This window comes from Kitasatospora sp. GAS1066B, assembly GCF_041262605.1.
Taxonomy (GTDB): Bacteria; Actinomycetota; Actinomycetes; order Streptomycetales; family Streptomycetaceae; genus Kitasatospora.
The window spans coordinates 13,366-27,045 of record NZ_JBGCCO010000048.1 but is presented as its reverse complement, the minus strand read 5'-3'; the positions used below and the strand labels follow the sequence as shown (position 1 = coordinate 27,045).

The window sequence follows — 13,680 nt, the reverse complement described above, 5'->3', positions numbered from 1 at the left end:
GGAGCAGCAGTGCACGTGATGGAGCGCGCCACCGCGCGATGGATTCCTCCGGAGGGCACGGTTGAGGCCGTTGCGGCCGGCCAGTTCTGGGACGCGGTCGCCGTCCCTCAGTACATCGGCCTTGCAGCCTTGGAAATCCTCGACCAGCCTTCAAGACCGCGCCTCGGCCCGGTTATCTGGGACAGCTCCGGCCGGCCCCGGATGTACTTCCTCATCCCACTTTCCTCGCCGCTGTCATGGACCCATGAGCGCCTGCTGGCGGCTGGTTCGTTCGTCACGGTGCCGGGCCGAACGGCGCTGGGGCTGCCCGGGCCATTCTGGATCGTCCCGCCCGATCCGGACGATCCGGGCGCTCTGGTGGATGCGTGCCTGCTACGGCGTGCCCGGGACCTGATGCGCACCGCTGCTGTGGCGGAGTCACCGACCACCTGGCCGCCGAGCTCGGCCTGCCGCTCCGCTGGTCGTACGCCGGTTGACCCGGGTGGCCTGACCGCCGATCAGACTTCCGCGTCCGTCCTCAGCACGACTCGCTGTGCGGTGCGGCTCTCGCGACCGCCCTGGACGGGCAACATCGTTACGCTACACCTGGGATGACTGTACGTCAGCCACGCGCCCAAAGGGCAGACTTCGCTGTTCGCAGAGGACACGCCGGCTGCCCCGCGCGGGCAGTCCCACGTCACCGGGCCACGTATCGGCAGGCCTTCGGTGTAAGGGTGAGGGCGAAGGGGCAGTGGTGATTGCGCGGATGAACCGACCGCCCGCCGAAGGGGGCCGGGCGACTCCCCAGGAGCGCCCGGGACGTGCGGACCAGCTGCCCGCTGCTCGCCGATCGCTGCCCGTTTGCCCGGAGGGGGGAGGGATGCCCTGGACGCCGATTCGGATCAGCCCTTGGTATCGATCAGTTCTCCGCTGACGTTGAGCAGTTCGTGGCATCCGGACGCCTGCTTCCCCGAGGCAGGCGTGCCCGGCTGCTGGCAGGTCACGCTCGCCGTCACCGTCTGGTCCTCGGAGACCTCGATGGGAGTCACCCAGTGGTAGTCCTGGTTGCGGAAGGTTTCCAAGGCGATGGTCGTGATCGTCTGATCGCCGAACTTGATGGTGATCAGACCCTGGTCGCCCTGGAAGTTGGCGACAACGATGTCGGTGATGCCGAAGACCTTGCCCTTCGGCACCTGGTAGCTGCCCACCGCGGCGGCGCCGCCGGCGGTCTGCACGTCGATCGTGGCGGAGCTCTGCTGGCCGGCTCCACCTCCGGCTGCCGCCGGGCCGCCGCCGGTGCCGCCGCTCGGCTGTCCGGATCCCGGCTTGCCGCCCGTGTTCCCGCCGGCCGAGCCCGTCGGGGCTGTGCCGGCGGGAGGACTCGGCCAGGCCGAGGCCTTCTGATCGACGGCCTGCTGGGCGGCCTGCTTCGCGGAGCTCTGCACCGTGGGCCGCACCAGGGCGAACCAGGCCAGCAGCAGCGCGATCAGCGCCGCGAGCAGCACGAGCAGCCACCTGGGGAAGATCGAGAGCTGGACGAACTCACCGTTCAGCGACTGCTGCAGGTCGGCCGACGAGAGGCCGCCCTGCTCGTCGGCAGTGGCAGTGGCAGTGGCAGTGGCAGTGGCCTCGCCCGCCGGGGCGGCCGCGGCCCGGCCGACGGCGATCTCGAAGGCCCGGGTGACCGGCTTGCCGAACCAGATCAACCTGCGGGTGCGGACCCGGACTCCGGCCTCAGCCGACTCGCCGGGTTCGAGTCGCACGCGGTCCGGGGTGACCCGGAAGCGCAGCTCCTCGCCGGCCTGGCCGGGGGTGAACGTCACCGTGGTGACCGCGTTCCCCAGGTTCCGCACCGAGGCGCGGTAGCGCGCGCGGAGCCAGCCGCGGCGGCGGCGGGGTGCGAGCGCGGCGCGCAGTTCGTGGAAGGGCGTGACGGTCACCGTGGTCTCGGGAACCGTCACGAGCTCGGGGCGCTCGGCGGGCAACACCCGGATGCCGAGCGGGAATTCGCCGGCCCGCACGTCGGGGGAGCGGGGCGGCGCGAGGCGCACCGTCACCGTCTCGGAGGTGCCCGGGTAGAGGGAGACGCGGGCCGGCTCGACCGTCGTCCACGGGGCGCAGGCTCCGACCACTTCCAGCGCGTACGCCTCCACGATGTCGGTCTCGTTGCGTACCGTCAGAGTCGTCGTCACCACGCCTCCGGGCGACACCGTCAGCGCGGGCAGGCCGAGTTCGGCGGATGTGGTCATACCGCGACGGTAGGACCGCCGGACACCCCGCGCAGAGGGACGCGCGGGCAAGCCGTGGGCACGCGCCTTGCCCGCGAGAGCAGACCCGGTGCTGCCCGGCGACGCCGTCGCCACGCGCTCAGGCACGCTTCAGGCCCGACCCCGTGACGTGGCGGTCCAGTCGTCCGCACCACAAGTCCACCGGCGGCGCACAGGTAGAACGGAACAGTTGATGACGTCGATCGAGACAACCCATGAGGCGGCCGTGGCGACGCGGATCGGCCATGCCCGAATCCCCGCGGTCGCCGCGGCCGCCGAGGTGCGCGTCAAGCCGAGCCGGGTGCCGGTGGCGCTGTACGCGGAGGACATCATCCTGCAGACCGGTGTCGTGCATCAGCTGCGGCAGCGCCCTGAGGTGGAGCTGCTCAGCGACGGCGAGGCCGGGCGGGCCCAGGTCTCCCTGATGGTGGTCGACACGCTGAACGAGGCGGTGACCGAACGCCTGCGCCGGCTGCGCCTCAGCACGTCGAGCCGGACCGGGCTGGTGGTGGGCCACTTCGAGGCGGGCGGGCTGCAGACCATCATCGAGTGCGGCGTCACCGCCGTCCTGCGCAGGTCGGAGGCCGACCAGGACCGGCTGGTGCATCTGATCACCGCGCTGGCCAACGGTGAGGGCGTGATGCCCGGCGACCTGCTCGGCACGCTGCTCGACCGGGTCGGGAGCCTCCAGCGCAGCATGCTCGACCCGAGGGGCCTGTCCCTGTCGACCCTGACGACCCGCGAGGCGGAGATGCTCCGGCTGGTCGCCGACGGTCTCGACACGGCCGAGATCGCCGCGCAGACCGCCTACTCCGAACGCACGGTCAAGAACGTGCTGCACGAGATCATCACCCGGCTGGGACTGCGCAACCGCGCCCACGCGGTGGGGTACGCCATGCGCCACGGCCTGATCTGAGCCCGCAGCGCAGCCGTATCCGAGCCGGTGGCGCAGCGGCGGATTGCCCTCAGGGACACCGCCCGTTACCCCCGGCTCGGGTATCCGGGGCCTGTCCCCGCCCACCCGGGCCGGGGAGACTGCCGGGAGCAACGCCCTTCTCGGTCTGTGAGGTTGAGCGTGATCGGCGCCCCCGGTACTCCCGCCCCCGGTACTCCGGCCCCCGGTACTCCGGCCCCCGGTACTCCGGCCCCCGGTACTCCCCGCTCCATCCGGCGCTCGGCACGAGCAGCCGTCGCGGTCCTGCTGTCCGTGGCGGCGGCCGTGCTGACGCTGGGCACTGCGAACCCCGGCGGGCCGGGCAACGGCCGGGCCCCGGTGGCCGCCGGGGCCGCGCCGGCCGCCGGGCGGACCGTCTTCGCCGGCACGGACCACCGCAGCCTGGCGCGCGTGACGGGTGCGACGTCGAGCACACCACTGTTCGGGCTCGGTCCCGTCCACTTCGACGTGGACCCCTCGGCCCGCGGCAGCCTGCTGGTCTTCACCAGCCTGCGGGACAGCCCACTGCCCCAGGTGTACCTGCGCGACGCGTCCGGCGGGGTGCACGAGCTCACCACCGGCATGGACACCGCCGACCCGACGCTGACCCCGGACGGCAAGGCCGTCGTGTTCGACGCGCTGGAGCCCGGCGGAAGCGGCGGGAATCCCCAGCGGGACCTGTGGGTGGTCAACGCCGACGGCACCGGGCTGCGCAGGCTGACCGACACCTCGTCCAATGAGACGCATCCGACGGTCTCGCCCGACGGCCAGTGGGTCGCCTACGACTGCGACGCCGACCCGGCGCACATCCAGGTCTTCGTCATGCCGCTGGCCGGTGGTGCGGCGAGGCAGATCACCGACGTGACCACCGGCAGCGCCATCGACCCGGCGTGGAATCCGGTGAACAGCGACGCGCTCCGCAACCAGATCGTCTACACCTGGGACCAGGGCGGCCAGACCGGTCCCCAGCTGCACCTCACCTCGCCCACCGGCGGCGACCGGGCGTTCTTTCCCGGCACCGGCTCCACCTGGCAGAGCGGATCGGCTGCCTGGCTGCCCGACGGCAGCGGGGTGCTCTTCGTGAGCCCCAACCTGTCCGACGGCACGCTGACGGCGATCCAGCACGTGTACCGCGCCCCGACCTGTTCCTGCACCCCGCCCCAACCGCTCTACAGCGACGACCGGTTGATCGAGACGCCGACCTGGCTGGGCACCCAGACCGGCGGCGGGCCCGTGGTGGGACAGACGACCGCGGCCACCGCCCACGTGGCCGATGTGGAGGACGTCCTTCCCGACGGGACGGACCCGCGCGACCTGGGCATCAGCGTGCTCAGCGAGGACCCGGCCGCCGACACCAACACCAACCCCGACCCTGCGGCCGACCCGCTGTTCAATCCCCATGCCGGGTACGACCCGTGGTTCGAGCGGCAGAGCTACACGCCGGACGGTCGGCAGATCGTGGTGACCCGCTTCGAGGATTCGCCGGCCGGCCGCATCGAACGCATCTGGCTGGCGGGCGCCGACGGTTCGAATCCGCAGCCGATGAACCTCGCCGGGCGCGGGCCGAACGACTGGGACACCGACCCGGCCTTCTCACCGGACGGCAAACTGATCGCCTTCACCCGGACCTCTCCCGGCGGTGTCGGAGCGGCGTCCGGGCCGGGGCGGATCGTGATCGCGCAGGTGTCGACGGGAGCGATCGTCGGCACCGTCGAACCGCCGGCCGACCAGCCGCAGGCGTCCGAGGCCGAGCCCTCGTGGTCCCCGGACGGCAAGCTGATCGCCTTCACCAGGACCGAGGTGATCAACGGCAACGCCGGCAACAAGCACATCTGGACCGTGCCCGCCGCCGCGCTCGACCAGCAGACCGACCTGAGCCTGACGGCGTGTCCGGGCGCCTGCGACGTCATCGACGACAGCCCCGTGGTCTCGCCGGACGGCCAGCACATCGCGTTCAACCGCAAGGGCGGTGACGGCGGGTTCAACCAGCAGGACGGCATCGTGGTCACCTCGTCGACCGGCACCGGCTGCACGGTGATCCTGCCCGCCGGGCTCAGCCAGGACCCGGGCGCCTGCGGCCGCCCGCTGCCGGACACCTCCGAGACCGGCCCGTTCCAGCCCCGCGACGCGGCCTGGACGGCGGACGGCTCGCACCTGGTGGTCACCTCCCGCCGGGCGCTGGCGCCGAACTCGCCGGAGGGACTGTCGGTCTACGACTTCGCCACCGGCAAGCTCACCCCCGTCGACTGGCGGCTGCCGGGGCGGCAGAAGGAGCCGAGCGTCCAGCAGTCGGTGGACCTGAAGTTGAGCGCGCCGGCCACCACGCCCCCGGTGTCTCCCGGTGGCGGCACGACCGTGGCGATCACCGTGACCGACAAGGGACCCGCTCCCTCGCCGGGCACCGTCCTGACGGCGACGGCGCCGACCGGCGCCCGGCTCGGCGGGCTGACCGCCTCGGTCGGGCAGTGCGATGCCGGGGCCCTGCGCTGCGACCTGGGCACCCTGACGCCGGGTCAGAGCGTCCAGGTGACCGCCACGGTCATCGGCACGCAGGTCGGCGATCAACCGTTCGGCTGGTCGGTCGCCGGGACGGTCGTCAACCCGAACCCCGGCGACGAGGCGGCGCAGACCGTCGTCCCCGTCGTGGCCGCACCGCCGCCCACGTCGCCGCCGCCCACATCGCCACCGCCCTCCTCCCCGCCACCGCAGCCCTCGCCGTCCCCGCAGCCCGCGCCACCCCTGCCGCACGCCGGCCCGGGAGTGTCGATCGGCGCCCAGCCGAACCCGGGATACGTCGGCGGCCACGTGACCCTGACCTACACGGTGCGCAACAGCGGCCAGGCGCCCGCGACCGGGCTGCGCCTGTCGCTCGGCCTGCCCGCGGGTGTCCCCAACGAGCCGCTGCCTGCCGGCTGTTCGGGCGGTGCCTGCGTGCTGGGCGACCTGTCCCCGGGCGGCAGCGAAGTCGTGCAGGTGGTGCTGTCACCCGTCGCGGCCCTGCAGACCACGATCACCGCGGTCCTGACCACCACCGGCACGGACGCCCACCCGGGCGACCACGTGGCGCGGACCCCGCTGCGCATCCTGCAGCCCCGCATCGTCGCGGTGCCGCCGATCGGCAGGCCCGGGTTCGTGACCTCGGTGCGCGGCGTGGACTTCCCACCGGGCGCGCCGGTGACGTTCACCTGGCAACCCGGCATCACCGCCGCAGCGGCGCCCACCCACCCAGCCGCCGACGGCACCTTCGCGGGCCAACTGCTCATCCTGCCCAAGGACGAGACGGGTCCACGGACCATCACCGCGAGCGGTCCCGGGTTCTCGCCGGTGACCTGCCCCTTCCTCGTGGTGGCCGGCAGCATCGGCCCGCCGGGGGAGGTGGAGCGGCGGTGATCCACGAGGTCGACGAGGCACTGCGGCTGCTGCTCGCCGAGAGCGGCCTGGAGGAGGGCGGGGTCGAGCTGGTCTTCGACTCGCCCAGCCGGGACTGGGCCGCGCGGCGCAACGCTCCGACGGTCAGTGTCTTCCTCTACGCGATCCGCGAGCAGGTGGCCCGCCGGCAGTCCGGTGCCGCCGCCGAGTACGACGCGGACGGCCTGGTCGCGGCTTGGCGCACCGCGCCCCGCTGGTTCGAGCTGGCCTACCTGGTGACGGCGTGGACCAACCGACCGCAGGACGAGCACCGGTTGCTCTCGGAGGTGCTGCGCTGCCTGACCGCCGCGCCCGAGCTGCCCGCCCGGCTGCTCACCGGCACCCTTGCCCAACTCGGGCTCGGCGTCCGGCTCGAGACCTCCGGGCGCGGCGAGGGCCTGCCGTCGGTGTCCGACGTCTGGTCAGGCCTGGGCGGGGAGTTGAGGCCTTCGATCGACCTCAGGGTGCTCGCCCCGCTGGCCGGCGAGCGCAGCCCGGCGGGGCCCGCGGTCACCGAGGGGCTCGCACTGCGCGCCACCGACACGAGCGGGGCGAGCGGCGGGCCCGGTGAGGACCACGCAGACGGCCAGTCAGAGGGCGACGCAGCCGGCGACAGCCGTCGGTTGCGCTTTCGCGGCGGCGGGACGGATCCCGGCCCGGAGGGCTTCGCGGCGCCCCGGGACCGTCCGCTGCCGCCCGGTCGCCGGCGGCGCGGCGGTCCGCAGCGGTGACCCCGCACGTCGGGGTGGTCGAGAGCGCGCCGGCGCTCGACCTCGATCACCTGTGGGACCGGCTGCGCCGCGTCGAGCAGCGGGTGCGGGCCGCCGTCCGCGAGCGCAGGGCCGACGATCCGGACCCGGACGACCCGTACCGCGGCCAGTACCTCACCCCGGAGGCGGTGGAGCGGATCCTGGCGGCCCCTGCCGCGACGGGCTACGCCGGCGCAGGTCTCGGGGACCCGCCGGAACCGCCGCCCGGGTCGCGGACCGAGCGGCTCGCCGGCGCCTTCGGCCTGCTCCCGGTGGACCTCGAACTCCTGCTGGTGTCGATCGCCCCCGACCTCGACAGCCGGTTCGAACGGCTCTACGGCTACCTCAACGACGACCTGACGCTGCGCCGGCCGACCATCGGGCTGGCGCTCGAACTGTGCGGCCTGCCGGGGGCGGGCGCCGGCCGCTTCCGGTTCTCCGCGCAGGCTCCGCTGATCGCCGGCGGACTCCTGGAGATCACCGAGCCGGAGCGCCCGCTGCTCTCCCGGGGCCTGCGGGTGCCCGACCGGGTGACGGCCCACCTGCTCGGCGACGACGAACTCGACAGCGCGTTGCGCGGGTTGGTCCGGGTCAGCCGGGCCGGCGCCGGCCTGCCCGAAGAGCCGGCCCGCCGCATCGGCGCCGCCGCGTCGAACGGCGGCGGACTGGTGCACCTGCTGGACCAGGGCGGCAACGCCGGCCGGCTGGCGGTCGACGCCCTCGCGGGCACCGGTTGCCGCCCGCTGGTCCTCGACGTCGCCGCGCTCGCCACCCGCCCCCCGGAGGCCACCGTGCGCGCGCTGGCCCGGGAGGCGCGGCTGAGCGGCAGCGGCGTGGTGCTGGGCCCGCTGGACCGGATCGAACCCGAACGCCCCGAGCGCGCACGGCTGTTGCGCGAGCTGTGCGTGGAGCTCGCCGGCGTTCCGCTGATCACGTACGGCAGCCACGCGTGGGATCCGGCCTGGGCACCGGAGAGCCCGGTCGTGATCGCGGTCCCGCCGCCGGACCCGGGGCAGCGCGCCGAGCAGTGGGCGCGCGCGTTGAGCGGCTCGCGAGAAGGGACCGGCGAGGGCGCGCACGCCGCGCTGAGCGGCGAGCTGGTTGAGGCCCTCGCGCCGTACCAGCTGGACGCGGACCAGGTGGCCAGAGCCGCCGATGTGGCGGCCAGGACGGCGGCGGCCGAGCGCCGTTCGGTGAGCGCGGACGACCTGCGGGCCGCGGTGCGGGCGCAGAACGGGGCCGGACTCGCGCGCCTGGCCCGGCGGATCGAGCCGGCGGTCGGGTGGGACGACCTGGTGCTGCCCGAACCCACCGCGCGCCAGCTGCGCGAACTCGCCCTGCGCGCGAAGCACCGCGACCGGGTGCTCGGCCAGTGGCGGATGCGGCCGGGCGGCGGTCGGGGGCGCGGGGTGATCGCCCTGTTCGCCGGGGCGTCGGGCACCGGCAAGACGATGTCGGCCGAGGTGGTCGCCGCCGACCTCGGCATGGAGCTGTACGTCGTGGACCTCTCCACCGTCGTGGACAAGTACATCGGTGAGACGGAGAAGAACCTCGAGCGCGTCTTCACCGAGGCGTCGCAGGTGAACGGCGTCCTGCTGTTCGACGAGGCCGACGCGATCTTCGGGAAGCGGTCGCAGGTCAAGGACGCCCACGACCGCCACGCGAACGTGGAGTCGGCCTACCTGCTGCAGCGCATGGAGTCCTTCGACGGGATCGCGGTGCTGACGACGAATCTGCGCGCCAACCTGGACGAGGCGTTCACCCGGCGACTGGACGTCATCGCGGAGTTCCCCGTGCCGGACGAGGAACGGCGACGCGCCCTGTGGGAGCGCTGCCTGGGCCCCCGGATCCCGCGCGCGGACGACCTCGACCTGGAGTTCTGCGCGCGGCGCTTCGAGCTCGCCGGCGGCTCCATCCGCGCGTGCGCGGTGACCGCGGCCTACCTGGCCGCCGAGACCGGGCGGCCGCTGAGCATGGCACAGGTGGTCTCCGCGGTGGTGCGGGAGTACCGCAAACTCGGCCGCCTGGTGCTGGAGAGCGAGTTCGGGCCGTGGCTGGGAGGCAACTGACCGGAGGGCACCGCCGCCGGACGCCGGGTACGCGCCGTACTGCCCGCCGGGGCAGCGTTCTTGCCCCTGGTCCGGGACCACGGGACATGTCGGCGGCGGCGGCTCGGCCGCAGACTCGGTGGCGGATGATCGGGCGACCGAAGGAGCGAGTATGCCGTCGTACCTCACCCCGGGCGTGTACGTGGAGGAGGTCCAGTCCGGTGCCCGGCCGATCGAGGGAGTCGGCACGGCCGTCGCCGCGCTGGTCGGCTTCGCCGAGACCGGTCCCTTCCACGAGCCCACCCTGGTGACCAGCTGGGACCAGTACGTGCAGACGTTCGGCGGCTTCACCGAAGGCACGTACCTGCCCCATGCCGTGTACGGCTTCTTCGCCAACGGCGGCGGCTCCGCCTACGTCGTCCGGGTCGGCGGGGCGGCGGTCGGCGGCGGGCCGGCCCCCGTCGGCAGGGCACCCGAGCCCACCGCGGTCGCGGGATTCCTCTTCTCGGCGCTGCCCGGTGCGGGCGGCGACGTGTCCGTCGAGATCGCCGACGCCGAGGGCGAGAACGTCCCGGAGGACCGGTTCCGGCTGCTGGTCCGCAAGGGCACCGAGGTGGCCGAGACGTACGACGTGTCGACCCGCCGGAACAACAAGGGCTATCTGGTCACCCAGCTGCGCGAGTCGAAGCTCGTCGCGGTCACCGAGCAGCCCGGCACCGCGCCGAGCCGCCCGGAGCGCCAGACCGTCGCCCTCGCCGAGACGCCCGCGGCCGCGCCGGCGCCGGTGCCCCCCGGCACCCGGCTCGACCCGGCCGAGTACGTGGGCGATGCCGCGGCCCGCACCGGATTCGCGGGGTTGGAGGCGATCGACGAGATCACCATGGTCGCGGCGCCCGACCTGATGAGCGCCTTCCAGCGCGGCGACCTCGACGCGGAAGGGGTGCGGACCGTCCAACTGGCGGTGATGTCGCACTGCGAGCAGATGGGCGACCGGATCGCCGTCCTGGACACCCCGCCGAGCATGAACGCCCAACGGGTGCGCGGCTGGCGGATGGACGAGGCGGGTTTCGACTCCCGCTACGCCACCCTCTACTACCCGTGGATCAAGGTGTTCGACCCGGCGAGCGGCCGGAACGTGCTGGTCCCGCCGAGCGGGCACGTCGCCGGGGTGTGGGCGCGCAGCGATGCCGAGCGCGGCGTGCACAAGGCGCCGGCCAACGAGGTCATCCGCGGCGCGGTGGACCTGGAGATCCGGATCAGCAAGGGCGAGCAGGACCTGCTGAACCCGATCGGCGTCAACTGCGTGCGTACGTTCCCCGGGCGCGGCATCCGGATCTGGGGCGCCCGGACCCTCTCCTCGGACCCCGCCTGGCGCTACCTCAACGTGCGCCGGCTCTTCAACTACCTGGAGGAGTCCATCCTGTTGGGCACCCAGTGGGTGGTGTTCGAGCCCAACGACGACCGGCTCTGGTCCAGCATCCGCCGCAACATCACCGCGTTCCTGACCGAGGAGTGGCGGCGCGGTGCGCTCTTCGGCCAGACCGCCGACCAGGCCTTCTACGTCAAGTGCGACGGCGACAACAACCCGCAGGAGTCCATCGACCTCGGGCAGGTGGTGTGCGAGATCGGGGTCGCTCCGGTGAAGCCCGCGGAGTTCGTGGTGTTCCGGCTGGCCCAGTTCTCCGACAGCACGAGCCTCGTCAACGAGTGACCGGCGGCTGACCCGCGACTGACCAGCCAGTGACCAGCCAGTGACCAGCCAGTGACCAGCAGAGTCGGCACACACACGGGAAGGTGACAGGAAGTCATGGCACAAGGCGATCCGCTCGTCACACATACGTTCGGCGTCCAACTCGGCGGCTACAACGTCGAGTACCTCCAGGAGGTCAGCAACCTCGTCGTCGAACAGGACGTGATCGAGTACCGGCAGGTGAGCCAGCAGGGCAAGCTGATCGTCCGCAAGCAGCCGGGAGCGCGGCGGCCGGGCGAGGTGACCATCAAGCGCGGTCTCGACTCGAGTTCGGCCTTCACGAAGTGGATCAAGGAGACCCTCAACAAGGGTGCGATCAACAGCGCGCGGCAGAACCTCACCATCGAGGTCAAGAACACCGAGACCCGCACCGCGCGCCGCATCCAGCTGACGAACGCCTGGGTCAGCCGCTGGGAGGGCCCGACCTTCAGCGCGGGCGACTCGGGGCCCGCGACCGAGACGGTGACCATCGTGTTCGAAGAGATCACGGTCGAATGAGGCGTCGGATCGGCCTTGACGAAGTCCTGGCGCAGGTACCGGGTGCGGAGCAGTCGACCGCCGCACCCGGCCAGCAGCGGGAGCCGCACACGGAGTTCGAGTTCGAGCTGCCGCGGGGGTACGTGGACGACGACGGCACGGTGCACCGGTACGGCGCCATGCGCCTGGCCACCGCGCGGGACGAGCTGATGCCCCAGATCGACCTGCGGGTCAAGGAGAACCCGGCCTACCTGAGCGTGGTGCTGCTCAGCCACGTGATCACCAGGCTCGGCACCGTGACCGACGTGCACGCCGGTGTGGTCGAGCAGATGTACGCGACCGACGTGGCGTTCCTCCAGGACTTCTACGAGCGGATCAACAGCGAAGGCCACACCCGCGCGGCGGTCACCTGCCCGCACTGCGACGGCACGTTCGAGGTGGACCTCGCCGGTGGGCGCCTGGGGGAATCGTGACGTACGCGCCTGCTCGGCTGTACGAGGAGATCGCGTACGTCGCCTACCACTTCCACTGGCAGCGTGAGTCGATCCTCGACCTGACCCACCGCGAACGCCGGGAGTGGGTACGGGAGATCGCGCGGATCAACACGCGCGTCAACGAGGGCGGGTGAGCGGCATGGGCTTCTGGGACCGGCTCACCCGCCGGGGGACCGACGGCGCGGCGGGCGAGGTTCGCGACACGCCGGGCGAGGTGCGGGCTCCGCAGGCCGAGGAGCGGGCACCGGAGCGTCGCGGCGCGGGGTGGGACGGGGGCTGGCGTGCGGTCGCGCCGTTGACGCCGACCATCGCGCGGGCGGTGACCGGGGTCAGCGACGGCCTGCGGTTCCGGTCCCGGCTCGCGGCCTGGCAGGACCCGTGCCGGTGCGGCGCCATCGGGCATGCGCTGCTCCCGTCGGCTCCGGCAGGGATCCTGCGGGTGGTGGGACGGCCGCTGGGCCCGGCGACGGTGGCCGGTGCGTCCGGGCCCGCGCTGCCGTACGTGGTGCCGCTGCCGGACGTCGCGCCGGCGTACGTTGCGCCGGCGGCGGACGCGGCGCTGGAGCAGGCCGCGCAGGTCGCCCAGCCCGCGCGGCTCGGCGGGACGCGGAGCGGGGCGGGGCGGCAGGTGCGGCGGTCCGGAGCCGTCCAGCGACGGCTGCCCGTCAGGTCGGTGACGCCGGTGACGCCGGTGGTTCCCGGGGACCGCCTCGCCGGAGCGCGTGCTGGCAGGGCTCCTGACGGCGGGGGTGCGCCGGCGGCGGGACGGGAGGATCGGCCGCGCGCGGTTGCTTCGCGCCCGGTTCTCCCGCGTTCGGTCGGCGAGCCGCTGACCGTGGCGCCGCGGCCCCGGTCGCTGCCCGTGCGGACGGTGGCCGTGGTCCCGCCCGCCGGTGCGGCACGCGTGGCGGGGGCGACGTCGACGCCCGGGCGAGTTGCCGGGGCGCAACCCGGGCCGGGCGAGGCGCCGCCCGCCGGCACCCGCTCGCCCGTGACTCCCGGTACTCCCGTGACTCCCGCGATTCCCGAGTCGCCCACGCCGACCGCCTCGGCCCGACCGACCGACCCGACCGTGCAGCGAAGTGCCGTAGCAGGCCGGCCACTTCTCGGCGCGCCGCTGACGTCGCTGCCCGCGAGCGCCTCGCCACGGCCCGCCGCCGACGGTCGCAGCGGCACCGAGGGCAGGTCGGGTCCGGTGTCCGCGCCGATGCCGATCGTCCCCTCCTCCGCCCGGCCGGTCGGCCCTGCCGACCCGGTGACGGGCGCGCCCGGCGGGCCGGGACCGTCGGCCGTCCCCCAAGTGGGCGGTCAGGTACGGTCGCGCCCCGCCAACGCACAGCCCGAGCCCGACCGGGGTGGCGGGTCCACCGTCGTTCCGCCGACGGCAGCGCCCGCCGCACGCACGCGCGGGGGACTGGGCGCACCCCTCGATGCGCTGCCGCCGACCGCAGGGTCGCCGACCGGCACTGCCGCGTCTTCCGGCAGGCGCGCCCCGGTGCGGCGCGGCACGGGGGACGGGAGTGGATCCGCGCGCGGGAACGGCGCGCCGACCACCGGTCCCAGGCCACCGCAGC

At 73.7% G+C, this 13,680-nt stretch carries 10 protein-coding genes; 9 read left to right on the top strand and 1 reads right to left on the bottom strand.

Annotated features, from left to right (window positions below):
- The first annotated feature begins 9 nt into the window (after nucleotides 1-9).
- Entirely contained in the window at nucleotides 10-594 is a 585-nt protein-coding gene (locus ABH937_RS34940; protein WP_370220580.1) for a hypothetical protein, read from the top strand.
- Nucleotides 595-881: 287 nt separating this feature from the next.
- Here ABH937_RS34940 and ABH937_RS34935 read toward each other — a convergent pair whose 3' ends face one another.
- Complete coding sequence (locus tag ABH937_RS34935; protein WP_370220579.1) at nucleotides 882-2,228, bottom strand: hydrolytic protein; 1,347 nt, start codon at nucleotides 2,226-2,228, stop codon at nucleotides 882-884.
- Nucleotides 2,229-2,439: 211 nt separating this feature from the next.
- Between ABH937_RS34935 and ABH937_RS34930 the strand changes: the two genes are divergently transcribed.
- From ABH937_RS34930 to ABH937_RS34895, 8 genes are all read left to right on the top strand, one after another.
- Nucleotides 2,440-3,162, top strand: a complete 723-nt coding sequence (locus ABH937_RS34930) for a LuxR C-terminal-related transcriptional regulator (RefSeq protein ID WP_370220578.1) — start codon at nucleotides 2,440-2,442, stop codon at nucleotides 3,160-3,162.
- A gap of 285 nt (nucleotides 3,163-3,447) precedes the next feature.
- Nucleotides 3,448-6,570, top strand: coding sequence for a hypothetical protein (locus ABH937_RS34925; protein WP_370220597.1), 3,123 nt, complete (start codon nucleotides 3,448-3,450; stop codon nucleotides 6,568-6,570).
- On the top strand, nucleotides 6,567-7,319 hold the full coding sequence (locus tag ABH937_RS34920) for a DUF4255 domain-containing protein (protein ID WP_280693456.1): 753 nt from the start codon (nucleotides 6,567-6,569) through the stop codon (nucleotides 7,317-7,319). Before ABH937_RS34925 ends, ABH937_RS34920 begins: the two co-directional genes overlap by 4 nt.
- A complete protein-coding gene (locus ABH937_RS34915; RefSeq protein WP_280693457.1) occupies nucleotides 7,316-9,406 on the top strand; it encodes an ATP-binding protein in 2,091 nt (696 codons plus the stop codon). The genes ABH937_RS34920 and ABH937_RS34915 overlap by 4 nt, the downstream gene beginning before the upstream one ends.
- A gap of 151 nt (nucleotides 9,407-9,557) precedes the next feature.
- Complete coding sequence (locus ABH937_RS34910; RefSeq protein ID WP_280693458.1) at nucleotides 9,558-11,096, top strand: phage tail sheath family protein; 1,539 nt, start codon at nucleotides 9,558-9,560, stop codon at nucleotides 11,094-11,096.
- Between the two features lie 96 nt (nucleotides 11,097-11,192).
- Nucleotides 11,193-11,633 carry a phage tail protein gene (locus ABH937_RS34905; protein WP_280693459.1) on the top strand — a complete coding sequence of 147 codons (441 nt, stop codon included), beginning with the start codon at nucleotides 11,193-11,195 and terminating at the stop codon, nucleotides 11,631-11,633.
- Nucleotides 11,630-12,085: a hypothetical protein gene (locus ABH937_RS34900; RefSeq protein WP_280693460.1), complete on the top strand. Its 456-nt coding sequence runs from the start codon at nucleotides 11,630-11,632 to the stop codon at nucleotides 12,083-12,085. The genes ABH937_RS34905 and ABH937_RS34900 overlap by 4 nt, the downstream gene beginning before the upstream one ends.
- Complete coding sequence (locus tag ABH937_RS34895; RefSeq protein ID WP_280693461.1) at nucleotides 12,082-12,240, top strand: DUF6760 family protein; 159 nt, start codon at nucleotides 12,082-12,084, stop codon at nucleotides 12,238-12,240. Before ABH937_RS34900 ends, ABH937_RS34895 begins: the two co-directional genes overlap by 4 nt.
- Nucleotides 12,241-13,680: the final 1,440 nt, after the last annotated feature.